The 23,060-nt window shown below is 57.1% G+C and carries 20 protein-coding genes; 4 read left to right on the top strand and 16 right to left on the bottom strand.

The window, feature by feature from the left end:
• Positions 1–6: 6 nt before the first annotated feature.
• From QOL81_RS01140 to QOL81_RS01095, 10 genes are all read right to left on the bottom strand, one after another.
• Positions 7–1,665 carry a hypothetical protein gene (locus QOL81_RS01140; protein WP_060418681.1) on the bottom strand — a complete coding sequence of 553 codons (1,659 nt, stop codon included), beginning with the start codon at positions 1,663–1,665 and terminating at the stop codon, positions 7–9.
• A gap of 13 nt (positions 1,666–1,678) precedes the next feature.
• The gene (locus QOL81_RS01135) at positions 1,679–3,445 is read right to left on the bottom strand and encodes a hypothetical protein (protein ID WP_283439582.1); all 1,767 of its coding nucleotides are present in this window, start codon (positions 3,443–3,445) and stop codon (positions 1,679–1,681) included.
• A gap of 128 nt (positions 3,446–3,573) precedes the next feature.
• Complete coding sequence (locus QOL81_RS01130) at positions 3,574–5,730, bottom strand: hypothetical protein (protein WP_060418685.1); 2,157 nt, start codon at positions 5,728–5,730, stop codon at positions 3,574–3,576.
• A gap of 21 nt (positions 5,731–5,751) precedes the next feature.
• Entirely contained in the window at positions 5,752–7,182 is a 1,431-nt protein-coding gene (locus QOL81_RS01125; RefSeq protein WP_100395734.1) for a hypothetical protein, read from the bottom strand.
• Positions 7,179–8,933, bottom strand: a complete 1,755-nt coding sequence (locus QOL81_RS01120; protein WP_283439581.1) for a hypothetical protein — start codon at positions 8,931–8,933, stop codon at positions 7,179–7,181. The genes QOL81_RS01125 and QOL81_RS01120 overlap by 4 nt, the downstream gene beginning before the upstream one ends.
• 4 nt (positions 8,934–8,937) lie before the next feature.
• A complete protein-coding gene (locus QOL81_RS01115) occupies positions 8,938–10,545 on the bottom strand; it encodes a Hint domain-containing protein (RefSeq protein WP_060418690.1) in 1,608 nt (535 codons plus the stop codon).
• 78 nt (positions 10,546–10,623) lie between these two features.
• A complete protein-coding gene (locus QOL81_RS01110) occupies positions 10,624–11,148 on the bottom strand; it encodes an NUDIX hydrolase (protein ID WP_060418693.1) in 525 nt (174 codons plus the stop codon).
• A gap of 452 nt (positions 11,149–11,600) precedes the next feature.
• A complete protein-coding gene (locus tag QOL81_RS01105) occupies positions 11,601–12,440 on the bottom strand; it encodes a PfkB family carbohydrate kinase (protein ID WP_060418696.1) in 840 nt (279 codons plus the stop codon).
• 3 nt (positions 12,441–12,443) lie between these two features.
• Positions 12,444–13,160: a glutamine amidotransferase gene (locus QOL81_RS01100; protein WP_060418700.1), complete on the bottom strand. Its 717-nt coding sequence runs from the start codon at positions 13,158–13,160 to the stop codon at positions 12,444–12,446.
• Positions 13,157–13,411: a hypothetical protein gene (locus tag QOL81_RS01095; protein ID WP_004938217.1), complete on the bottom strand. Its 255-nt coding sequence runs from the start codon at positions 13,409–13,411 to the stop codon at positions 13,157–13,159. Before QOL81_RS01095 ends, QOL81_RS01100 begins: the two co-directional genes overlap by 4 nt.
• 66 nt (positions 13,412–13,477) lie before the next feature.
• Here QOL81_RS01095 and QOL81_RS01090 point away from each other — a divergent pair, with 66 nt between their 5' ends.
• On the top strand, positions 13,478–14,782 hold the full coding sequence (locus tag QOL81_RS01090) for an aminotransferase class I/II-fold pyridoxal phosphate-dependent enzyme (protein ID WP_283439580.1): 1,305 nt from the start codon (positions 13,478–13,480) through the stop codon (positions 14,780–14,782).
• Here the strand turns inward: QOL81_RS01090 and QOL81_RS01085 are convergent.
• The 3 genes from QOL81_RS01085 to nudI all read right to left on the bottom strand — a co-directional run bounded on the left by QOL81_RS01085 (position 14,779) and on the right by nudI (position 17,705).
• On the bottom strand, positions 14,779–15,765 hold the full coding sequence (locus QOL81_RS01085; RefSeq protein WP_060418708.1) for an MsnO8 family LLM class oxidoreductase: 987 nt from the start codon (positions 15,763–15,765) through the stop codon (positions 14,779–14,781). The two genes, QOL81_RS01090 and QOL81_RS01085, sit on opposite strands and share 4 nt — an antisense overlap.
• A gap of 265 nt (positions 15,766–16,030) precedes the next feature.
• On the bottom strand, positions 16,031–17,116 hold the full coding sequence (locus tag QOL81_RS01080; RefSeq protein WP_060418711.1) for an acyltransferase family protein: 1,086 nt from the start codon (positions 17,114–17,116) through the stop codon (positions 16,031–16,033).
• A gap of 163 nt (positions 17,117–17,279) precedes the next feature.
• The gene (gene nudI, locus QOL81_RS01075; RefSeq protein ID WP_060418714.1) at positions 17,280–17,705 is read right to left on the bottom strand and encodes a nucleoside triphosphatase NudI; all 426 of its coding nucleotides are present in this window, start codon (positions 17,703–17,705) and stop codon (positions 17,280–17,282) included.
• A 168-nt stretch (positions 17,706–17,873) separates the two neighbouring features.
• On the opposite strand from nudI, the gene QOL81_RS01070 reads away from it, so the two are divergent.
• Positions 17,874–18,458, top strand: coding sequence for a hypothetical protein (locus QOL81_RS01070; RefSeq protein WP_060418717.1), 585 nt, complete (start codon positions 17,874–17,876; stop codon positions 18,456–18,458).
• 139 nt (positions 18,459–18,597) lie between these two features.
• Positions 18,598–20,028, top strand: a complete 1,431-nt coding sequence (locus tag QOL81_RS01065) for a C40 family peptidase (RefSeq protein WP_072265385.1) — start codon at positions 18,598–18,600, stop codon at positions 20,026–20,028.
• Between the two features lie 65 nt (positions 20,029–20,093).
• Here QOL81_RS01065 and QOL81_RS01060 read toward each other — a convergent pair whose 3' ends face one another.
• A complete protein-coding gene (locus tag QOL81_RS01060) occupies positions 20,094–20,846 on the bottom strand; it encodes a hypothetical protein (protein WP_060418720.1) in 753 nt (250 codons plus the stop codon).
• A 257-nt stretch (positions 20,847–21,103) separates the two neighbouring features.
• On the opposite strand from QOL81_RS01060, the gene QOL81_RS01055 reads away from it, so the two are divergent.
• Positions 21,104–22,132 (top strand): transporter, encoded by a 1,029-nt coding sequence (locus QOL81_RS01055; protein WP_060418723.1) that lies wholly within the window; start codon positions 21,104–21,106, stop codon positions 22,130–22,132.
• Here the strand turns inward: QOL81_RS01055 and QOL81_RS01050 are convergent, their stop codons facing one another.
• The gene (locus tag QOL81_RS01050) at positions 22,133–22,666 is read right to left on the bottom strand and encodes an SRPBCC family protein (protein ID WP_060418727.1); all 534 of its coding nucleotides are present in this window, start codon (positions 22,664–22,666) and stop codon (positions 22,133–22,135) included. It abuts the gene before it with no gap.
• A 3-nt stretch (positions 22,667–22,669) separates the two neighbouring features.
• Entirely contained in the window at positions 22,670–23,017 is a 348-nt protein-coding gene (locus QOL81_RS01045; RefSeq protein ID WP_004938187.1) for an ArsR/SmtB family transcription factor, read from the bottom strand.
• Positions 23,018–23,060 lie beyond the last annotated feature (43 nt).

Genomic DNA, 23,060 nt, shown 5'->3' with positions numbered 1-23,060 from the left:
GCTCACCTAAACCAGGTTGGGGATGACGATCGCCGGCGGGTTTTCGCTGCCGCTGCGTTCGACGGTTTCCCCGCCAACCAGGAAGTAGATCAGTGTGTAATTGACCGCCCAGGGCTTCTCCGTCAGACAGCGGTATTTGAACGTTTGGCTCTCGTGCGCGCCTTGCGTAAAGGTATATTTCTTGGTCTTGCGGCTTCCTTTGTCGTCCTGATAGCTCAGCTCCACCATGACCTGGTTACAGTTTTCCCACGAGAATTTGCGGTCGAGGAAGATACTGATCTCGTTGAAAGACAGCACCGAGCCGGGATCCATGTTCAGCAGGGTCGAGGCCGATTTGGACTGCGGCTGATAGCTGCTGCTGCCTTCCCAGCCCGAGGAGGCTGCGGATTTGAACGCGAATTCGCTGGTGATATGGAACAGCTCGTTCTTATCGCTGCTGCGGGCAATGCGTTTGGTCCATGTCCCGTCATCGTTGGTGAAAGGCGCGCCGGTATAAACCTGGTTGTTGTAACGGATGTTGAAGGTGGCGGCCTTGATACCGTACTCCTCGAAGCTGTCCGGCCCGAGCACGGTCAAATCCAGCTGTTGGAAGAACGGATCGTTGACGTTGACCTGAATAAAGTAGGGCGCGGTTTTCTGGGCGTGCAGGATATCGCTGCCGATGAAGTTTTGCGGCACGGCGGACTGGCTGAGGGCTTTCGACGAGGTGTAGTTGAAGTTCAGGCTTTTGGTTTCCTCGATCCGCACCAGCTTGATCTCCAGCGAAGCGCTGGGGAACAGGCCGCCTTTGCCGGCTTCTTCGCCTTCTTTCTTGTCGCTGGCGATCAGCGAATCCAGAATGGCGTCGCTGGCGGATTTCGCCTGCGGGTTGCTGTCGTCGTTAGGTTTGAGCGTGGCGCTGAAAAAGCTTTTCAGGATCTCTTCCTTGACGAACTGCAGTGCCCACTCTTTCTCTTTGGCCTCTTCGTCGCCCGGCATGCTTTCGGTGACCTTGATCACCAGTTTCTGATCCTGCTGCAGTTTTTTGATGACGCTGTCGAAGCCCAGCCAGAAGCTGGCCGGCGTCTCAACCGGAATGGGAATGTTGGCGCCGAATTTCAGATCGAATTCTTTGTAGATGCTTTCGAACTGTGCGGTCACTTCGACCTTCAGCGCCGGCGTGATGCCGGTGAAGCTGAGGTTATAGGCGACGGCGGCCGGCGCCTTGGCCTGGGTGAACGCGGCTTCGAGGATCACCGCCTGGGACGGCGTCAGCTTGGCACTGAAAATGGCGCTGTTGTTGCCGAACAGGCTGGGGCAAGGGGCGCTGATCAGCTCACCGTTGGTGGCACCCGCGTCGAGCACGAAGAAGTTCACCGTGCCTTTATCATACGGCACCTGGGCCTTGCGGGCATTCTTGGGATCAACGTTCAGTTTGCGCAGATAGTCGTTGAAGGCACGGTTCAACACCGCTTCGTCGATCGCCGTATTGACCTCGAAGTTGATGTATCCCCCTTGCGGATCGCTGGCGTCGCCGGTGTATTTGATCAGCGAAAACACCGGTTCGCCCGACTTCTGCGCAATGTGGATATCACCGGGCAGATACCAGAACTGGTTATCGTCTGAATCGTCGGCGAAGAAGGTGATGTTGTTGATGGTGGCGGTTTTGGCTCTGAGTAATAACATGGCGTTTCCTTAGTTAACTGAGGGTGGCGAGATCGAGAGCGTTGGCGTCGGTCGAGCACTGCACGTTTTCGGGCCGATCGCCGCCTTCGCCGGGTTGATAGGTAAACCAGATATCCAGACAGACGATCATCTGCTCCGGATCAAGCTGATCGGCGCTGAAACAGCGCGGGGCGGCATCGGATTCGGTAAATTGAAACACCTGCTGCAGCGTTTCCGCCGGCGTGCAGGCGTAGCTGGCGGAAACGATGACCATTTCCACCCGGCGCCAGTCCATGTCGGCCGACAGCGTCAGCACGCGCTGGCGATACAGGGTCGAGAACAGGTAGACGTCCTGACCGGTCGGTTCTTGCAGCTCGGCGGAGATATGCGGTGAGTTGACGGCGGCGCTGTAGGTTTTGTCGACGTCGAATTGGTATTCGTCCGGCTCCGGCAGCATGACCGGGTAGTGGGCTCGCGGACTGGTCTGGTCAAGTTGGAAGCTGCGCGACACGCTGCTGTTCGGCTGTTGCCGGTGGCGATAGCGCAGCGTGACCAGCACGGATTGATAGCGCTGCCAGTCAAACTGTTGCGCCGCTTCGATCGCGAAATCATAGCGGCCGTAGAGCGACTCGACGTCCAGAAAGACCTCGCTCATCTCCGTTTGCAGGCTGCCGGAGCTGACCGAAGTCACGCCGCCTATCGACTGGTTGAAGTACACGGTGAAGTCATACTCGACCGGCCACAGCATTTTTCCCGTTTTCGGGTCGATCAGGCTGGGTTCCTTAAACGGTTTGGGCCCGAAGTCGTCGCGGGTAAATTTCAGCTGTCGGCTGTTTGAGCCATAGCGCAACCGGGCCGTCACCAGCAGGATATTGGCGTCAAGCGCATCCGACAGCAGGCTGACCCGCACCTCGCGATAGGCGAAAAAGTCATCCTGCAGATCGCGTTTGACGATCGCGCGATCGGCCTGATAGTCCGTGCCGTTGACCAACTGGGCGAACAGGGCCTGCGGATAGAGCGAACGCTGCACGACGGTGGTTTCGCTGATCTTGCCGCTCAGGCGGCGTTGATCGATGTTTTCAACCGAGACCTGTTGCAGATAAAAGCCGGCTTTGGGGCTTGTCTGCTGCGGTTCGTTGGCGATAACCGGCGTGAAGAACTGGCTGGTGAGGATCTGCGTCAGTTCGGCGGCCGCCTGCGCCATATGGCCGTCGGGATCGGTGTCCCTGACTTTGACGGTGACGATTTTCTCGCTGATCAACTGGGCGGATGTCTGCTCGATACCGACGCTAAAGATCAGCAGGTTAAAGCCTATCGAGCGCTGCAGGTAACGGTAAACCTGGTCCCAGTTGGCTTCCAGCTCGAAGGTGGCCGGCGGCAGTTGCTGCAGGTAGTCGATTTTGTAACTGACGGCGATCGGCGTCGAGGCCGGCGTGCGCATCAGGCTTGCCAGCAGCAGGATATCGTCGTCGTCGTCCAGTTTGGCGGACAGGTAGCAATATTGCTGGTCGCTCAGCGAGGTTTTGCTGGTCTGCCCGGGGATAAGATCGGGGATATTCAGCGTCGCGCTGCAGGCGATCGCCTGCAGCGGCAATAAGATCGCATCGCGCGGTATATCCGGGCTGGCGTCGGCGGCGCGTTGCGCCGCGTCGGGCGAACTGGCCAGCTGGGTCTGCAACGACAGCGTGGCGTAGTAAAGATCGTCCGGTTGGTTGAGGTTTCTGAAAATTTGCAGTTGGACATCGGGTTGATTGCCTGCGGTGACCTGCACGCTAGGCGCGGCGGCACAGTAGTAATACACGGGCCGATCCGGGTCCGCTCGAATAAAACAGATGTCTTGCATGATTACCTGATCGCGCATAGCGGCAACCCCACGTCATCAGAGAGGGAGCCGGAGCAAGGCGTGCTTGCTCCGGCGGAGACCGGCCGTCAGAAGGTCACGACCACGATGGTGCTGGTGCCCGTGATCGGCTTGGTGACGGTTTTCTCCTGGTTATCGCCGTAATAGACCGTGGCGGTGTAGCTGATCTGCGGCTCGTTGCCTTTCTCTTGCTGCATCAGGTTGAATGTCAGGTACTGCGTGAGTGACTTGGTGTCGAACTCGGTTAACGCAATGGGCTGCGTCTGCGAGAAGTCCCATTTCGGGTAGTTCACCGTCATCTCGAAGGTGATCAGCGAAACGTCTTTTTGCGACGGTTTGAAGATGATGGTGTATTTCTGCTGCTTCGGCAGGGCGTTGGCGATCAGGATCTGATTGCCGCGCGTTTCGCCATAGCCGGGCAGCTGCGGGTTGCTTTCCACGCCCGGCGGGAGGTAGGTCAGGCTGTCGCCGTCCAGCGCATAGTAGTCGGCCGAATAATAAAGCGGCTTTTCCACGTTGGTGCCGATCGGATAAATAAACGGCACCGGCGGGTTCTTGTCGCTGATCACCTGGGTGTATTGCTTGAGCGGCACGCTGTGCTCTTTGTCTTCGTACTGGGTCTTGACCACGACCTGGCTGAAGACCTCCCAACCCAGCGGGTTGAGCAGGGTGGAGATATCTGCGTAGACGATGCCGCTTTGCGCCGCGTTGATGGTGACCACCAGATCGTCTTTGACCTGGATGTCCCCAGACAGGTAAGGTCTGGCCTGCATGCCGGTGAAGTTGACGGTGTAATGATAACGGTAGGCGCGGCCGAGCTCGGGTTTGATAAACCATTTGTCGGTTTTCTTCGGCCCCGGATCCTTCGGCGTAAAGGTCAGCGTGCTCTTGAGATCGTCGTCGTATATCGCGGTGACCACGATATTGGCGATGTCATACTTGGCCATGTCTTCGGTGACGAAGAACTCCGGCTGGATGTACTGATAGAACGGGTCGTGGAGATCGTACTCTTTGAAGTACTGATCCAAATCGGCTTCGCCGACGATTGAGCGTATCGACGGCAGCTGAGTTTGCGGGTAAATGGTGGAGGACACCACGGCGTTCTCTTCATATTCGCGGGTGAAGCTCAGAGTTTGCGAGATTTTGGACTGGAATTTTTCGAAGCTGCCGGCGTCGTTCAGCAAATTGAGACTCATGTCGATGCCGGTTTGGCTGCTCAGGATCTGCTCGACCTGCTGTTGCCCCCAGTTCCGCAGACTTTCTTTCCATTTATCATAGGCGGCGGGTTCCATGCCCATCTCTTGCGCCGTCAACCCGATCCGCACGTCCACCTTGATCGCTTCCTTGGCGTAAAACTCCTGCTCGATCTTTTTCTCGTCGGCCGACCAGGTGTGGTAGTTGATGGTTTGCGCTACGGACTTGGCCTGCTCGCTGTTGTAGGTGACGATCACTTTGGCCGCCGACATGGAGGCATCCAGGGAGAGGTCGAAGCGCACGCCGACGCTGGCGTTTTTATCGGTGCCTTTCAGCACCTGTTCAAACAGCGTGGCGCCTTCCCCGGTCAGCGACAGGCTGAACACGGTATTGTTGTCGCCGAGGCCGGAGGGGGACAGCGGCGTTGGGATCTGGCGATAGAACTTATCGTTGCCGTCGAGGATCAGCATGGCCTGCGCCGAGGTGTAGCGCGGCTGCATCAGTTCGATTTTCGCAGCGTCCGCCGGCATCAGTTCGCTGAGGAATTGATCGTCGCCCTTGTTGCCGTCGTAGAGCGCGACAAACCGGTTGAGCTGTTCATCGCTCAGGCCGGTATTCTTCTGCGCCTGGTCCATCGCGGTCTTCTTGGTGTTGTTTTCCGGGTCCGCTTCATAGGCCTGTTTTGCCTTGATGTAGTCGACAATGAGCTTGGATTTTTTATCCAGCGGGCCGTCTTTTCTGCCAAGGCCGTTATACAGCTGCAGGCGGATGCGGTCTTTCATTTCCGCATTCGGCTGCGGCAGCTGCACGGTGAATTGCGCGTAGCCGCCTTGCGTATCTTCGCTGCGGTATTTGTAAAACATGAAGCTCGGCGTATTGGTATCCCGTTTGGCAAACACCGGGATCTCCGGCACCACATAGAAGATATCCTTGCTGTCGCTGTCGCCGTAGCAGGTATACGCGTATTCCTTGACGCCCAAATACTCGGTGACGTCGATTTTTATCGATTGCTGCAAAGCGGTGGTTAACATAGGGCGGTCCTCTTGTTTATGTCACTTGTGGTATTGCAGTTTGATGGGGCCGGTGGTGGCCTGCAGGGGGCCGGAGTCGTAGTTTTTGGGGAATAGCGCCGCCGTTTTCCCTTGCCAGCGATAGTCCACCCGGCCGTTGAGGCCGGCGGCATGGGCGTTGATCCACCAGGTGGCCTGCCACTGCGCGGCGGAAAAGGCGAAGGTGAAGTTTTGTTTCTTGCCCTGGCCCGCCGGGAGATAGCTGGCGCTGCCGGAGATCGTTTTGAATTCGGACTTCAGAGACTCGGCGTCGAACAGCAGGCTATAGAAACCCACATCCTGCGGCGTCAGCGCGATGGCGTTCTGCCACGCCAGCCGGCTCTCGAAGCTGGTGTAATCGGCGAAGGTCACCTTGAGTGCGATATCGCTCACCGCCGCTGTCGTTTCCAGCGTCACTGGCGGGAAGCTGGGCCATGCCATCGGCGTCTGTTGATCTGCCCAGCGCAGCTCTATCGCCATGATATTGAAGCCTTTCGGATCAAATCCCAGGCTGACGGTGCAGCGTTGAGGCTCGATCGGCTTATCCGGCCTGCTGGGTTCCGGCAGGGGCGTAGCGGTAAAGGAGATGATGCCGTCGGCCGGCAGCCGATTCAGCAGTTCGGCAATGTCGCGTTGCTGCTCCAGCAGATAGCGCTGGGGCACGGTGTCGTCGTATTCGATCTGGTAATTCAGCTTGTTGGGGATTTGTTCTGGCGACGAGATATTGCGTAGCGTGTTGGCGATCAGCAGTGAGGCGGTGTTTACCAACGCCTGGCGAACGCGAGCTTGCGTCTGTTCTGAAGGCGCATTGTCGAACTGCGCTTGCACAATGACGACGCCGGCGTCGATTTGTTGGTTCAGCAGCCTGGCGATCGCTTCCGGTTGCCGCGCCTGCTCGTTGAAGGCCAGGGTGACAAACGCGACCCAATCGGCCTGCAAACGGGCATTGACGCGGCTGTCGACGCTGAATCGGCTGCGGGTGAGAAAATAGACCTGGTCTTTTGTTCCCTGGATCGCGCCCGCCAGCCGGCCAGACTCCTCATGGGTCAACGCCATTTTGGACTGTTCAAATTCGACGCTGTAGGCGGCAGCAGCCGGCCGCTGCGCGAAGTGCAGCCACAGCGATTGCTGGATCTCCTCCTGCTCCAGGGTGATGGTTTCCGGAGCGGGGACGAAATGGCGGCGGATATAGTCCTCGATCGCAGCCCTGTCGACCGGCAGCTTCGGTGCGATGAAGGTCGCCAGGCCGCCGCCGGGGCTGGTCAGCAAATGCAGTGAGCTGATCTTGCCGGCCGGCGTTTCCTGCACCACCTGCGGCGTATAGCTGCCGTAGGTGTAACAGCCGCTGGGGCGCGTTTGGTCGTGAAACGCCAGCGCGCGGTCAAGAAGAAAGAAGTTTTGCAACGTACGTTGCGGATCCAATTCGTCGGTCATGGTGTATCACCCTTGATATCGATCGTTTGGTCGCCGGTGACATAAGGCGACCAGGGGCCAGTGGGAGTCTTGTAGCGGAAGCCGGCGGCGAAAATGGAGGTGACGTTCCATTTGTAGACGAAGCTCGGCTGCGAATGCGTAAAAGTGCGGTCGCTGGTGCGCTCGCTGTCCTGCGGCTGAAAACTCAGTACGGCGCTGAGCGACTGCGGCGGCAGCCGAACGGTGATCGTCGCCTGCTGTGCGCCGAACTGCGGAAAACTGTAGGCGCCGATGGTGGCGTTTTGCACGATCGGGGCGGGTAACGGGACGGCGCCGTCGCCGGAAAGCGAATAGGCGGTCGCCTCGGCAAAAGTCGGGTCGCCCAGGATCGGTGCGCTGAAATAGGGCGCCGATGCGCTGAGCGCCCACGTTTGGCGCCAGTCGGCGGAGTAATAGGGGCCGCCAAGTCGGCTTTGCTGGGCGAACGTTGGGTCGAGATACAGGGTCAGGAAGCGGCAAGGCAGCGCGGCGTAATCCAGCACCAGGTTATCCTCGTCGCAGCGACGTTGTTTGCCGGGCAACGTGCGGTAAACGCCGTCTTGCGGGTAATTCACGCGGATCTGGTAGAAAAACGGCTGAGCATCCAGCGCGCTGTTGTGAAACTTGAAGGTTAACCAGGTGCGGTCGGGGCGCAGCGCCAGCGTTTGCGTTTGCTCGATCGGGTAGATATTGCCGGGCGGTACGGTCAGCTGAATATCGATCGTAACGCCGGATTGCAGCCCCAGCGGGTAGGCGTAAAAGACGTTGATCTCGCGCTCTCCCGCCGGCAGCGGCGGTGCGGTGGTACGATGGATAATGGTATCGGGCGAAACTTTGGCGATCTGCTGCGCGGCGGCGAACGGATCCAACGTGAAGCAAAGTGGCCGCTGAGTCAGCGCGACATTGGCCAGATCGCACCGGGTCCGGCCGGTATGCGGGGGCGGCGTCAGAAGGATCTGCGCCACATTGCCGGCGGCGGGGCCGGCAGACGGCGCACCGTACAGGTTGTATAGCCGATCGAGCAAAGCCTGGCTGAGCAACAGATCCCCGGCCGGATCGTTCGCCGGTGGCGGTGGGTCGATGTCGAGCGGCAAGTGGGTGAGGTTGCGGCTGAGGTAGAGGGTCAGCCCGTCGTAGGGAAAGACAATCCCGGTATCGCCCACGGCATGGGCACCTTCCACGCCGGCGGCCAGGGCCAGGATCAGCGCACGGGCATCAAATTCCACCCGGTAGGCCAGACGCGGCGATACGCCTTCGACGAAACCGTCCAGACGCGCGTTGAAGCCTATCGTCTCATCGAGCAGGGTGCGCTCGATCAACTGAGTGCTTGCCGCATTGAGCAGAATGATGAATTGACTGCACTGTGCCGAATACCAGGTGGTGTCGTAGTGCCGGCCGTACAGTTCGCTGTGGTAGTCGATGGGCACGTCGAATCCCAGGCTGCCCGGCAAGACCGGCAGCGCCTTCACCGCACAATCCGGATACTGTTGCTTGAATACCTGCAGGCTTTGTTCACCGGCGAACTGCAATTGCGTGGTGAAATTCAGCCAGCCGTAGAGGCTTTCGGTACTGTAGCTGCGCACGATATCCAGCGAGAAAGCCAACGGGTCGGCCGCCAGAATGCTGAGCGCCTGCGGATATAAATAATAGGCGTCGTTTTGCCGATACGCGGCGACGAAACGTTGATCATCGCAGATAAGAATGCGTTGGAAGTCGGGGTAGCCTTCATACATGATATTATTCTTCCGCTGCATTGATCATATTGTGGTAATCCTGGTGCCACTCGGCAGGCAGCGTTTTCAGCACGTTTTTAGGGCGTTGGTGATATTCGTCTTCATAGAGGTGTTGAACCAGCGCGTCACCGACCAGCACGCCGTTAGCATAAAAAGTACTGAGGGCGCATTGCGTTTTTTGCAGCGGAGAGTCAGCGCTGAGTTGCAGGTTATAAACGGTTAACTCACCGGACTGGAGAGAGAGGGCGGTAATTTCGCACTCACCGTGCCGAGTTTTAAGACGCATGCCTGAGGTCAATTCACGGGCAAGACAAATACCGTTTGCGGTGACGAAAGGGTGCCCCAGGCTGGCTTTTATGCGATATTCACGTGCCGCCTGGTCGCGGGCGGTAATGTCAATGTAATGCTGCTCCTGCCCCGTGGTGATATTCTCAATGCGTCTGGGGTGGTTATTGCAGCAAATAACGAATTCATCTGCCGTGAGGGCATTTATCGGCTTTTCTGTCCCATCCTGCATTAAAATCAACGTATCCTCTGCCAGGCAGCCATAAATAATCTGCATCGGTTTGATTTGTACGGTATTGAGCAGGCGGCGATCCGGATCGCTTTCTTTGGGCGCGTTAGTAATAAAGGCGGCGATGCTGCGGCCTTCGACATCAAGCGTAATTTTAAAAACGTAATAAACCATCTCGCCGGATTCAAAATCGACGCGGTTGAATTTCAGCCAGTCAAGATCCCAGGTGATGTTATTTCCGCTGATTCGGGTTGCGGCAGAATTAAAAATATTATAGCCGCCGTAAGGGGTGATTGGATCGCCGCCGGCGCGGGTGCGGATAAGATAAATGGTATTGCTGGCGTTGACCGGCTTGCCATTGCTGAGATCAATATTGCCAAAATAGGTGATGTTGCCTTTTATCGGCACTTTAACCGTGCCGTCCTGATCGTAGCCGGTGCGATAATCACAGTCGCCATCGTCACGCGTCAGGCAAATCTTGATCATGCGCTGGTTATACAGATTCCTCGGGGAATCGTTGATCATTTCTTTCGGGTAGCTTTGCGTCGTGACGATTTCGGCGCCGTAAACGGTTTGCTGGCCGACCGTTTGCGCGAAGGTATAGATCACCGTAACCGGAAAGCTGCCGCCGGTCTGGCTTTGCGGATAGTCACCGCTGGCACCGATGGTGCAGTCCGCCGTGTAAACGTAGTCGCTTTTGTATTCCACCTTGCCGACGTTATCGGCGCCGCCGTCGAACAGGCCGAGGGTTTGCGTCACATTGGTCGCCTGAACCGGCAGAGAGCCGATGGCGTCGGTTTGATAACGTTTACCGTCGGTGGAATCCAGCCTGACGATGCTGTACACCGGCTGAGCGCCGCTGGTGTTGGCCTCGCTCATCCGGCCTGCGACCCGTTTGACGCGTTTCGTCTGCTGCCAGAGCTGGGTGAATTGCGGTGCGGCGGCGGCGGTGACGCCGGCCAGTTTTAATTGAATATCATAAAATTCGGTTAAAATCGGATCGCCTGGCTCGATAAGAAATACGCCGCTGTTCTCGTATCGGTCGATAACGTTTTTTACGATGCGTTTCTCATCTGACGTATAATCTTTTGCGAGCATAATATCGGCACCAATAAATTAATGGCATTGCCAGAGATGCACGCCATCATCATGGCGTGCCCATCGTTTTAACAGGCGTTATTTGCAGGTTTCTTTACAGTAAGCGTAAATGGCGCTCAGGCAATCTGAAGATAAATACTGTTCGAATTCCGCATCGGTGGGTTCAATATCGACATCCAGCGTCATTGCATAAAGTTCTTGAGCAAACATGTCTTTAGTGGCAGCGGGTTTGTTTTTAAAATAGGTTTTTATTTTGCCTTTGCTCACTTTCCGAATCCAGGCAAACTCACCGCCAATGGCCACTTTCCCGGTGAAAGTGAAGTCTTTACTGGTATAAACGCTGATGTCATTGGGGTAAACCTGATATCTTACCACCTGTTCCACGCCGATATTTTGATTGGTTTCTTCCCAGGTTTCTCTTTTTATTACATTCAACGCAAAGTTTTTTCCATCGACCGGGCCATCTTTAGCATCGGCGGTGCCGCCAAATAACATCGGGCAACCTCTGGCAAAACCTTCGTTCTTTAACCCTAATAGAATAAAATCGGAATTGCCGACAGCTTTGGGCGCGCTATCAAGAATGACATACTTTTTAATAGGCATAGTCAGATCCTTATACGCAGGATGGTATAAAAAGGAGGTGGTGAATCGCTTTGTCGCCGCGTTTTACTCACATTCAACAATAGCAATGGCGCTTGAAAAAGCAATACATACATAAAAATAAATTAAGTGTTTATTCTTGCATAACAGATAATCAATAAAATCACGGCGTTGTAAAAGAGGAGGAATAGTTTAAGAAATCAAAAAAACAGAATGTTTTTTGCGGTTTTTATTTTCTTATTGGCTTTAATTTTAATAAATCAATGTGTTGAGTGTGGTTATGATTTTAAATGGCTCTAATCATTAGTTGTTTAATCTTTTATATATAGTGAATTAATTTATCATTACTGTGCGCATCATTGACGGAGTAATAAATAAAATTCGCAGCGGAATGATTGCCACGGTGAGCAATCAAGACGGATGAGGCGGGGCAGCAGGCTGCCCCAGGTCAGGGTTTAGGTTAACGCCCGCAGGCTGCCGATCTCTTCCCAACCGAAATGCGCCGCTTCGGCCAGCACGTCGCACACTTCGCCGCCGGCGGCAACCACTGCTGCGTCGAGCGCGGTGCCGTGCAGCAGATGGCTCACCAGCAGTGCGGTGAACAGATCGCCGGTGCCTTTGACCGCCGATTTGACCTTCGGATGGGTAAAGCACTGCGCTTCCTGCCGGGTGACCAGCATTAAACCCACTTCGTCTTCGTGCTGTGCCACGCCCGGCGCGCTGGTGACCAGCACCCATTCGGTGGTGTCGTTCAACAGCGCCTGCGCGGCGTGTTGCGTCTGCTCCCGGCTGCTCAAAGAGCGGCCGCACAGCTGCTCCAGTTCGAAACCGTTCGGCGTCAGGCCGTTGGCCAGCCGCAGGAACGGCGAGCGATAGCAGTTGACGATGCGCTCATCCACGTAGATCCCTTCGCCGTAATCGCCCATCACCGGATCGATATAGATCTTTATCTGCGGATTGAGGGCGCGCACCCGCTGCAGCCAGTTGGCCAGAATATGGCACTGCATCACATCGCCCAGATACCCGACGATCACCGCCCGGGTGCGTTTCATCACGCCGCGGGCGATCAGATCGTCGAGAAAGCCGCCGAACCACTCGCCGGAGATGACGCCACCGTGCGGTTTGCCGTAATAGGGTGGGCAGCCGAACAGCACGCTGGGCACCTGCAGCGCTTCCAGCCCCTTTTTCAGCAGGGCGCGGTAGGCGATACCGTTGCCGACGCTGCCGTAGACCACCTGAGATTGAATGCTGATCACGTCGATGGACGGTGACCGTAAGGGTGAAGTCTGTTGCATGAGTTACATCCTTGGTTCGTTATTATCCAGCCAGCGGGCGAACACCTGCCGCGCACGCTGTTCCAGCTGTGTGCCGTGGCGCGCCGCCTGTTCGCGCAGGCTTTGGGGCGCAACGCCGGCCAGTTCCAGCTCGCAGGCATGGCCAATCAGCCAGCGTTCGATATCGCGATGATCCGCCTCCAGATGGAACTGCAGGCCGAGCGCAAACCCCTGATAGTCGAAGGCCTGATGCGGGCAAACCGCCGTGCCGGCCAGGCAGCGGGCGCCCTCCGGGATCGTGAACATATCGCCGTGCCAATGCAGCACCGGCGTATCGGCCAGCGGCGCCAGCGGCGAGTCGTCTTCCGCCGCTAGCGTGGTCAGCGGGGCGAAGCCGATCTCTTTGACGCCGAGCGAGATCACGTCGGCGCCCAGCGCCTGGGCGATCACCTGAGCGCCGAGACACACCCCGAGGGTCGGCCGCCGCTGCGCCAGGCGCTGTTTGACCAGCGCCAATTCATGGTCGAGAAAATCATAGCGCAGCGCGCCGGAAAAGTGCTGGGCAGCGCTGATCGGCCCGCCGAGCACCACCAACAGATCGGTCTCTTCATTATTGATAGCACGAATATCATCGCGGCCGGCATCGTAATAGTCGATCTGATAGCCACGCAGCGAGAGCAGGGAACCGAGGATGCCCAGGTTTTCAAAATTGACGTGTCGAATGGCGACGGCTTTTTTCATTGTTTAACCTCGTGAGCGTGGGTGAACGGCGTCAGCGCCAGCGACTCGCCCAGCACGGTGATGCCTTGCGCGCCGCTCTGGTAGACGATACGGCGTTCGCTGACCTGGCTGAGTTGCACCTGATAACCCTGCGCAGCCGGGAACAGCGCGCAGGCCTGCTCCAGCTGATCGGCGGCCCAGGGGGTGAACATCTCCAGGCGGGCAAAGGCTTTTCCTGCATACTGAATGTCGAGCACGTAATGTTTATCCATGGAACCCCTTACTTTTGGCCGCGGAAGCTGCTAATCTTGTTTGAACTAGTACAAAAGGATTTATGTATGACTTCATTGTATGCAAAAGGCGGCGGCGCTGTCCAGATTGCCGAGCAGATCGCCGCACGCATCAAAGGCGGCACGCTGCGACCGGGTGAGCTGCTGCCACCGGTACGCCAGCTGGCGGCGGAGCTGGAGGTCAATGCGAATACCGTCGCCAGCGCATACGCCCGATTGCGCGATGCCGGTCTGGTGGCGACGCGTGGGCGGGCGGGAACGGTGGTGCTGGAATCGCCGCTGGCGGCGGTGAGTGCGACCTATACGCCGCGCCAGGTGCCGGCGGGAATGTGCGATCTGGCCAGCGGCAATCTGGATGCCGCCCTGTTGCCGGCGTTGGCGCTGGGCGCGGCGGAGGGATTCCCGCAACAAAACGGCTATGACATCAGCGGCGATCTCCCGGTACTGACCGGCCTGGGGCGCGAGTGGCTCGGCCGCCAGGGCGTTAGCCTGGGGGAGCCTGCGGTATTCTCTGGCGCGCTGGACGCGATGGAAAAGGCGCTGCGCTGCCATATGCAGCCGGGCGCGGCGGTGTGGGTGGAAGACCCCTGCTGGCCGCCGCTATTGACGCTGCTGCGCCACCTGCGTTTGCGGCCGCTGCCGCTGGCGATGGATGAGCAGGGATGCCGGTTGCCGGAAAGCGGAGCGGCGGGCGCGGTGATCCTGACGCCGCGCGCCCACAATCCGACCGGCGCCTCGCTCTCTGCGCAACGCGCGCAGCAGTGGCGGTGTTTTCTCAGCGAAAATCCGCAGTGTCTGGCGATCGTCGACGATTTCTGGGGGCCTCTGTCGCAGCAGCCGCTGCATCTGCCGTTCGACGGCGATCGCGGCCTGTACGTGCTGTCGCTGAGCAAGTTTCTCAGCCCGGATCTGCGCATCGCGCTGGCCTGCGGCAACCCGATGTTGCTGCAGGCGATGCGCGCCGATCAGTACATCAGCGAACGCTGGGTCAGCCATATCTTGCAGCAGATTGCCGCCAGACTGTGGGGGCAGGCCTTGCAGGAGGGGCAGCTGCAGCAGGCGCAACAGGCGTATCAAGCCAGAAGGGATGAGCTGGTGCGACGGCTCAACGCGCTGAATCACACGGCGCTGGCGGTGGGTGAAGGGCTGCATCTGTGGTTGCCGGTGCGGTCGGAAACCGCCGCCGCGCAGCTGATGGCGCAACGGGGGTGGCTGGTGCAGGGCGGTGAACCTTTCCGCCTGAAGGGCGACCCTGCGATCCGCGTCAGCCTGGCCAACGTCGTGCCGGCGCAGCTGGCGCCGCTGGCGCAGGATCTGGCCGACGCCATGCGGGCCAGCGCGGCGATCAACTAGGCCGGCGTCAGGCTCTCCTCCGCCAGCAACTGCAGTGAGGTGAGCCGGGCGCTCGGTTCGCCGATCGGCGTGTCGATGATGAACTCGTCCACGCCGTAGCGCTGCTGCAGCTGCGCCAGTTGCTGATGCACCTGCGGCGCAGTGCCGAGCAGGATATGGCTTTCTCGGGGTTCGATGCGGTAGTCGGTGGCGCCGGCCTGCTGCACGAAACTCTCCGCCTGGGCCAGGCTGCCGACGGTCACGCTCTGCTCACCGGCGACGTGCACGCGGTATTGCTGAATATCCGCCGCCAGCGCCGCGGCCTGTTCCGCGTTTGGCGCCGCGATCGCCGCCACCGCCAGCAGCGCCTTGCGGCCACCGCTCAGTGCGGTGTAGTGCGCCAGCGCCTCGCGGATATCCTGCGGATTGCCGTTCAGATGCGCGGCGAACACGAAGGCCCAGCCGGATTCGGCCGCCAGCGTCGCGCTCTCTTTGCTGGCGCCGAGCAGAAAGCGCTGGGCGGCGTGCGGCGGCAGCGGTGTGGCGCTCAGTCCCGGCTCGGCGTCGTCGTTCAGATAGGCGGTCAGCTGCGACAGCTGCTGCGGGAAAGCCGGTTTGTTTTGGCGGTCATGAGCGGCCTGCAGCGCCTGGGTGGCGAGCGGCAGCCCGCCGGGCGCTTTGCCCACCCCGAGATCGACGCGCCCCGGTGCCAGCGCCGCCAGCAGGTTAAAGTTTTCGGCCACCTTGTAGGCGCTGTAGTGTTGCAGCATTACGCCGCCGGAGCCGATGCGAATGCGCGACGTCTGGCCGAGCAGGTAGCCGATCAGCACTTCCGGCGACGGGCAGGCGAGCTGCGGCGTGTTGTGGTGCTCCGCCAGCCAGAAACGCCGATAGCCCCAGCGTTCCGCCTGTTGCGCCAGATGCAGCGTGCGCGCCAGCGCCTGAGCGGCGCTTTCCCCGTCGGCGATCGGACTCTTTTCCAATATGCTCAAGGCATAAGCCATTTTCCCGCTCCTTTCCTCATCAGATATGCCTGACAAATACCATGCGGGCGGCGCGTGCCTTAATACTGATTGGCGATAGGATATTCCATTGATCCAAAACGGATTTGGATATGCGCAGAACAGAATAATGCCTAAGCGACGAAATGTTGAACGCCGTTCGGTGTAAACAACACTGGGTTTTAGATGCACACCTGAGGTTCAGGTATCTGAAATACCTGAGTGGAAAAACCTGACTCGTTTAATAAACTTGCCAGGAGCAGTTTCTTTAAACACGATCGCTTTGCAGTGATACGTGATTTTTTTGCAGCCTTTTGTTGATTGTCATGGCCGGGCTTTCTACCCATTTGAAGCTTAAATAGGCAAAAGCACTTGAAATGATCATCGACAGTACAATATTGATGTAGGGCGATGCCACAAATACGGATGCGATGACTTGCTGTGTTGGAAATGCCCAAAGATAAATGCCGTAGGAGATGTCATTTTTTATCTTAAACTTTTTCAGATAGGACGTCGATGCGCAGTATAATAGAAGCATAGTGGCGAAAACGTAAAATAACGCGGTCTTGCCGACCTCATCGTTGACGATAAAGAAAGCGATGAGTGCGATAATGGCTATTGCCAACAGGTCGCGGGTGGTTACCCGATCTTTCAGTATTGCCAGAAGGCAACCTATTGCAAAAAAAGGATAAAGTAAATAGATGCTTGGGCTGTCTGATTTCGCAATCAGATGACCTTTTAACGGCGTAAAGGGCTCAACGAGTATGACGATTGATATGAATGCGATAAATAGCTTCTTGTAGGGGCCAAAGATAAGGCTTGTCAGGTATATTAAGAGCAAATAAGAATATGCCTTCGCTTCCATAGGAATAGTCCAAAGAGAACCGTTTATGGCGTTGGTGGCATTGTTGCTAAAGACGCCGGGGAGATGGTACTGAACATCAAGTTTTAATGTTTTAATGACATAAGACCAAACGTCACTTGATATGAAATAATCGGAAAGACTTAGTGTGCTTAACCAAGGGCTAATGATGAGTGCTGATACGATGACCGTTAGCGCATAAGCTGGAAAAACCCTGAGAAAGCGTGAGCTAACATAATTTATTATTTTGCCATTGACAAGGAGACTATTGGTAACGAGTAGGCCGCTGATTAGGAAAAAGGTTTTTACGGCCAACCCACCGAATGAAACATGTCCCAGCAAGGTTATTTTGTATAAGATGTCATTACTGCCCTCTGATGGAGATAGGACGAAGGCATGGGCATAAATAACAAAATAAGCGCATAGAATCCTAATTAAATCAAGGTTGTTGTTTTCTCTTTTTATAAATTGATCAATGGTAATTGCTTTCATTCATAAACCACATTATTAAAATTTACCCGTCAGTATATTAACATTGTCGATGCAGGACAGGAAGGCAATTGCCCACGGTTGTATCCCTGTATCTCGGGAAAGCAATCGTTCTGCTATCGCTCCTCATTGCAGAGTGATACGCGTTGTGCCATTGCAGTAGCGGCTACAGCAGCCCGCGTTGCCGCAGCGTGAAGCGGGTGGCCTCGTTCAGATCGTACTCCGCCAAGCGCTCGCGCGGCACCCAGGCGTAGTCGTCAAACTCGTCGTTGATCGTCACGTCGCGGTTGGCGGCATGGCAGTCGAAAATCAGGTAAATCATATAGATTTGCTCGCGGCTGCCGTCGGCGTAGGTTTTGATGCGCACGTCGTCGCGGAAGGTCCAGGGCGTGATGCTGTCGAGGATCAGCGCGGCGCCCAGCTCTTCGCGCACTTCGCGTCGCAGCGCCTGTTCTATTTGCTCACCCGGCTCGACGCCGCCGCCGGACAGCGCCCACTGGCCGGGGAATACGCCCTTGTGCGCGGCCATCTTGCACAGCAGGAAGGCGTTATCGTTTTCAATCAGCGGGCAGACAATGATGCGTTGGCGCATGGAAGACTCCTGTCAAAAAACAAACCCGCAGGGTAGCAGGTTTGGGGGCGTAAGATCGGAAGCCGGATCGCGTTCTGCGCGAGAGAAAATTTTTTTGTTCCGCAGCGCTTAACGCCTTGATAAAGGAGTAATCTGGCGGGGTTGCGAATTCACTTAAGAGGGAACTTTATGAATTACCAGGTGGTGCCGTTTTGGTTTTACTCCGGCAAGGTTCTGCTGGCGGTACTGGCCGCGATCGGATTGGGGCTGTGTGGCGTCAACGCGGCGATTTTTTACTGCCTGCTGTTCGGGATTGCCTGGCCGGTCGCCGTTTCGATGCGGTTGCATCAGTGGGTGGAAAAGGGCGTGGCAATGAATCCCCGGCAGGCTTCGCAGTGGATGGTCTATGTGCAGGGCATTCCGGTACAGGAAACCCGCCAGGTGTTAACCAATCCCTGTTTTGCCCTGGAAAATCAGATGCGAGCCTTTTTTCTGCGCGCTTTCGCCGGGAAAGTTGTGCTGCAGATGGCGCTGTTGCTGCTGTTGATCGCGCAGCTGGCGGCGGTGAGCCCGTGGATCGCCTTGGCCGGCGCATTGTTTGGCGCCTGGCTGGTGTACCGATCCGTCGAGGGTGCGCGCGCGTTGCGCGAAGTGGCCCGGCAAAGCTGGGTCAGCGAGCGGTTAGTCACCGCACAAGACACCGTCTGGTATCGGGCGGCGTTTAACGGCCGTAAAGGGACGGTGGCGGCGTTGGATCGCCTGCTGGCGTGGTGAAAATGTGAAGGGCAGAAGACGGGCTTTCGCTCGTCGTTCTTCAACCGGGCGTCAATCGATAGTGTTATTGAGTATCATTTGCGATCGCTTCTGGTCAGGATAAAGAGGGCTTTTTAACCTGTCACGGAGTGGATAACGCATGCTTAATGGAATAAAACCGCTGTGCCTGACTCTCTTGCTGTTGCTGTCGGCCTGCCACAGCGCGTCGGTCAGACCGCCACCTCACGACGCTACGGCGTCTGCCCCTATCGATCCAACCAAGTCGCTTTTTCCGTTGGACAATTATTCGCAGTCTGTCGATAAATGGCTGCCTCCCGGCCCGCAGCGGCAGGTCGCCGTACTGGATGACGCTGCGCAGCAACGTCATTTTTCTGCCCTCAAATCCCACTATTTTGGCATGGGGCCGAATGAGGAGTCCCCCTGGAATCCGCATTACATCGCTTCCGTCTTGAGCCGTGAAGCGGAAAGCCACCGTGATGCTGCAATGGATAAATATCTTGGAAATGACAGCGTTTCCTGGGGGGAAAACTTCAGGGCTCACGCTGAGCGCTGGAAACAGCAGGTCAGGAATAATGCGTCTGTCGGCATTGACAAGGCTTATCATTCTTCGGCCAGAGGTATTGCGATTAGGGAAACGCTGGTCAGGATGTTGCCGACAGACGATCCGGCTTATGACGATCCGCGTCTGGCAGGGCAAGGTTATCCCTTTGATAATTTGCAGGACTCTTCTATCCGCCCCGGTACACCGGTATACGTTGTGGCGGAAAGCCGCGATAAACGCTGGAAATACGTCATATCGCCTACGGTGATCGGCTGGGTGCATAGCGAAGATATCGCGGCGGCGGATCGGCGGTTTGTCAGCGAATGGCTGGCGCTGGCAGGGAAAAATTTGGGGGCATTCATTCAGCAGCCGGTGTCGGTACAAGAGGGGGAGCTGTTTTATTTTACGGCGCGTCATGGCACGGTTCTGCCATTTTACCGCCATCGGCAGGGCGTTTTTAGCGTCGCCGTGCCGGTACGCCGGGAGGATGGTCGCGCGCAAATTCGCCGGATCGATTTAAAGGAGGGGGAGTTTGCCGCCATGCCGTGGCGAATGACGCCAGACCATCTTGCCACGCTGATGCGTTCGATGAGCGGCAGGCCCTACGGCTGGGGGAATGATAACTTCAATAATGACTGCTCTTCTGAACTGCGCAGCCTGTTGATGCCTTTCGGGGTGTTTCTTCCCAGGAATTCCGCCGCGCAGATAGAGGCGGCAAGCCGAGTGGTCGATCTCAGTCAGGCGAACACGGATGAGCGGCTGCGCTATCTCAAGGAGCATGGCAAGCCGTTCACCACGCTGGTCTACATTCCGGGCCATATCATGCTGTATATCGGCAATGCGGCGATTAACGGCCGGAGTGTCCCGATGACGTACCAAAATATCTGGGGCCTGCGCCCGGCAGATTCAAAAAGCCGCAGCATTATCGGCGGCGCAGTCTTTTTCCCGCTTCTGGCTACCTACCCGGAGGATCCTGAGCTGACCTCGCTGGCGGGCAAGGCGCAGTTCAAACTGGGTTTTATTGAGTAACGTCTGAATGCCTATCAAGTGGCCGCCTTGACGGTCTCTTGATAGGCGAGGGCAAGCGGGGCGTGTTAATTGCCTAGCCGGTTTTTGATGATTTTATTATGTTCATCCGTCAGGTTGGCGTAATTCCAAATAAACAATCCGCCAAGATTAAAATCCAGAACCTGATCGATAAAGTAATTTAAATTCCAGTCGGTCAATCCCCGGGTCGTCAGGGCCAGAATGCATTTTTTATTCTCGGCGCCGTTGGCCAACGATTGTTTTAATGCCGGGATGACATTGGCGACAATATCGTCATCGCTCCACATCGCTGCGGCATAGCAGTAATGAATAAAGCGATCGCACTGGCCTGACAGGATGATTTTTCTGACTTTCTCGTTGAGCTTTTTACCATTTTCCGTATTGGGATGATTGTAGGAATAGCCGGCAATAAAACCCAGGCTGGTCTCTTTTCGGGCCTCTTTTAGCCGTTTCATGGCTTCGATGACCCGTTCGGTGTTCATATTGCATTCGTCATCAAAATCGACGCCGTCCCAGCCCCGGTCTACCGTGGCTTCGACGATCCTCAACACTTCATCCTCATTTGCCGGCTTTTGCTGTGGGGAGCATCCGCCGCCGCCATAAACCCAGAGCGTCTTTCCTTTAAAACCGGGGAGAGTATCGGGTTTGTTTTGCTTTTCCGGGCTCCATCCTGGATGCGCTGATGTGCCCGTGGTCAATCCATCAAGGTTGGTGACCATGCCATACATCATGACATCGAACTCTTTGAGAGGCTGGCCAGTCAGAGACTGGCTCCATCCGCCTGTAATAAACGTATTCATTGTCGTTATCTCCTTATTGGTCGTGTTCCTTAAATAAATATGTCTTGCGTGATGGAGGGTACCAGTCTCTATATTCATGTTGCCATTGTGCGGTCGCTGAGCGGGCAAGGGATGAAAACGATGTTGAATGGCGATGACGTTTTTATGACGAAAATATTAATCATCGGGAACGCTGAAAATCATTAACGCCGATAGATAAAGATTGCTATAACAGCGGGGACGATCTGGGTTAACGGCGAAAGGCAGGATAAGGCGTTATGGTGCAACGGTTGGCGGAAAAGATGCACAAGCTTGATTTCGATGATGAAGTGACCGGGCTGATCTACGGCCATGCGTTTCGTTCCGGTGAGCCGCCGGCGCGCCTGAACTCGCAGCAGGTTTGCCAGGCCTACCAGGCGTTGCCGCCCGGCGACGGTTTTATCTGGTTGCACCTCAATCTCAACCACGCGGCGGCGGAGAAGTGGCTGAAAAATCATTTCGCCATTTCCGATTTTTTCTTTCACGAGATTCGTCACGGTTCCCATACCACGCGCATCGAGCGCCAGGGCGACGATCTGTTCGCCGTGCTCAACGACGTGATTTTCCACCCCGAGGACAGTAACCCGGAGACGGCGACGCTGTGGCTCTATTGCTGCCGTGGGCTGGTGGTCACCGTGCGTCACAAACCGGTGCGACTCATTGAACGGCTGCTCGGCCGCCTGACGGCGCTGCAGCTGGCCTCGTCCACTGAACTGCTGGCGCACCTGCTGGAAGAGCAGGAGGACGTGCTGGAACAGGTGGTGCGGCAGGCCAACCAGTATGTCGATACCATTGAGGATCGTCTGCTGACCCGCCGCGTCAAACGCAACCGCGCCGAGCTGGGGCGCATGCGCCGCATGTTATTACGCTTTCAGCGCCTGTTGGCGCCCGAGCCGGCCGCGCTGTTTCGCCTGTTGAACCGGCCGCCGACCTGGCTGAGCCGCGAAGTGGTGCAGGATCTGCGGCAGTTTACCGAAGAGTTCACCGTGGTGTTGAACGATCTCGCCAGCCTGACCGAACGGATCCGGCTGCTGCAGGAGGAGCTGGGCGCCAAGCTGATGGAGCAGAACAACCGCACGCTCTACACGCTGACGGTGATTACCGTGCTGGCATTGCCGATCAATATCGTCGCCGGTTTCTTCGGCATGAACGTGGGGGGGATCCCGCTGGCCAGCAATCACCACGGTTTTATCCTACTGGTGTTGCTGGTCGGCAGTTTTACGCTGATCGCCGGTTATCTGGCGTTCAGGCGCAGGGACGAGACGTAATTACAGGCGGGCGCGGTACTCTTCTTCCAGCCGGGCATGGGTGCTCCAGAACGGCTGCGGCGCCCGATCGTGCAGGCGATCCAGCAGGATATCCAGATGGGTGTGCCAGCCGCCGGCGACGCTGAGCATCTCGTCGCGGTTGGCCAAGCGCCGGTGGGTGACCGTCAGCAGCACGGCGCTTCCCTGTTCCGTCAGTTCGAAAGTCACCTCGGAAGGACGGCCCTGATCCTGTTCGGCCCAGGTAAAGCTCAGCAGGCGCGGCGGAAACAGGCAGGTGATGTGGCCGCGGTTGCTGACGCAGCCGCCGTGCTGTTTGTACTTGGCCGGCGGTGGTTCGTGCTCGCCCGCCAAATCGGAGTTGCGAAACTCCAGCTCCAGCGGCGCGCCGTTTTCCAACTTCATGGCGCCGGCCGCCAGCCAGGTGGCGCGCTTGTCGGATTCGGTCAGGTAAGCCCACACCCGCTCGATGGGGCCGGGCAGCAGCCGCTGGATGCGCAGCGTGCCGGGTTCGATAATCATGCCGTAATCATTCATGGTTCACTCCTTGGGAGGAAGCTGTTCGGGCTGCAGCAGCGCCTGTTCGAGCGCATCCAGCCGTTCAGTCCAGAAATGTTCATAGGTTTGCAGCCAGTGCATGGCCTGCGCCATAGGCTCGGGTTCGAGCCGGCAGATATGGTTTCTTCCTTGCACGGTGCGTTGCACCAGGCCCGCATGTTCCAGTGCTTTCACGTGCTTGGAGGCGCCGGCGAACGACATTTGCAGCGGCGCGGCCAGTTCGCCGATGCTGCGTTCACCGCCGGCCAGCGCGCGTAACATCGAGCGGCGGGTCGGATCGGCCAGCGCATGAAAAATGGCGTCCAGCTGTGAGGAAGATAATTCAACCATATGGTTGAATATAGAACAGGCAGGCTAATATTCAACCGTTTTG

The sequence above is a fragment of the Serratia sp. CC22-02 genome (genome assembly GCF_900182895.1).
GTDB classification, from domain to species: Bacteria; Pseudomonadota; Gammaproteobacteria; order Enterobacterales; family Enterobacteriaceae; genus Serratia; species Serratia nevei.
This window is presented reverse-complemented; position numbering and strand designations above follow the sequence as displayed.

Excerpts from the sequence above, each read along its gene's own strand:
- QOL81_RS01140 (WP_060418681.1), bottom strand. The coding sequence starts at position 1,665 with ATGTTATTACTCAGAGCCAAAACCGCCACCATCAACAACATCACCTTC.
- QOL81_RS01130 (WP_060418685.1), bottom strand. The coding sequence starts at position 5,730 with ATGTTAACCACCGCTTTGCAGCAATCGATAAAAATCGACGTCACCGAG.
- QOL81_RS01125 (WP_100395734.1), bottom strand. The coding sequence starts at position 7,182 with ATGACCGACGAATTGGATCCGCAACGTACGTTGCAAAACTTCTTTCTT.
- QOL81_RS01120 (WP_283439581.1), bottom strand. The coding sequence starts at position 8,933 with ATGTATGAAGGCTACCCCGACTTCCAACGCATTCTTATCTGCGATGAT.
- QOL81_RS01115 (WP_060418690.1), bottom strand. The coding sequence starts at position 10,545 with ATGCTCGCAAAAGATTATACGTCAGATGAGAAACGCATCGTAAAAAAC.
- QOL81_RS01110 (WP_060418693.1), bottom strand. The coding sequence starts at position 11,148 with ATGCCTATTAAAAAGTATGTCATTCTTGATAGCGCGCCCAAAGCTGTC.
- QOL81_RS01105 (WP_060418696.1), bottom strand. The coding sequence starts at position 12,440 with ATGCAACAGACTTCACCCTTACGGTCACCGTCCATCGACGTGATCAGC.
- QOL81_RS01100 (WP_060418700.1), bottom strand. The coding sequence starts at position 13,160 with ATGAAAAAAGCCGTCGCCATTCGACACGTCAATTTTGAAAACCTGGGC.
- QOL81_RS01095 (WP_004938217.1), bottom strand. The coding sequence starts at position 13,411 with ATGGATAAACATTACGTGCTCGACATTCAGTATGCAGGAAAAGCCTTT.
- QOL81_RS01090 (WP_283439580.1), top strand. The coding sequence starts at position 13,478 with ATGACTTCATTGTATGCAAAAGGCGGCGGCGCTGTCCAGATTGCCGAG.
- QOL81_RS01085 (WP_060418708.1), bottom strand. The coding sequence starts at position 15,765 with ATGGCTTATGCCTTGAGCATATTGGAAAAGAGTCCGATCGCCGACGGG.
- QOL81_RS01080 (WP_060418711.1), bottom strand. The coding sequence starts at position 17,116 with ATGAAAGCAATTACCATTGATCAATTTATAAAAAGAGAAAACAACAAC.
- nudI (WP_060418714.1), bottom strand. The coding sequence starts at position 17,705 with ATGCGCCAACGCATCATTGTCTGCCCGCTGATTGAAAACGATAACGCC.
- QOL81_RS01070 (WP_060418717.1), top strand. The coding sequence starts at position 17,874 with ATGAATTACCAGGTGGTGCCGTTTTGGTTTTACTCCGGCAAGGTTCTG.
- QOL81_RS01065 (WP_072265385.1), top strand. The coding sequence starts at position 18,598 with ATGCTTAATGGAATAAAACCGCTGTGCCTGACTCTCTTGCTGTTGCTG.
- QOL81_RS01060 (WP_060418720.1), bottom strand. The coding sequence starts at position 20,846 with ATGAATACGTTTATTACAGGCGGATGGAGCCAGTCTCTGACTGGCCAG.
- QOL81_RS01055 (WP_060418723.1), top strand. The coding sequence starts at position 21,104 with ATGGTGCAACGGTTGGCGGAAAAGATGCACAAGCTTGATTTCGATGAT.
- QOL81_RS01050 (WP_060418727.1), bottom strand. The coding sequence starts at position 22,666 with ATGAATGATTACGGCATGATTATCGAACCCGGCACGCTGCGCATCCAG.
- QOL81_RS01045 (WP_004938187.1), bottom strand. The coding sequence starts at position 23,017 with ATGGTTGAATTATCTTCCTCACAGCTGGACGCCATTTTTCATGCGCTG.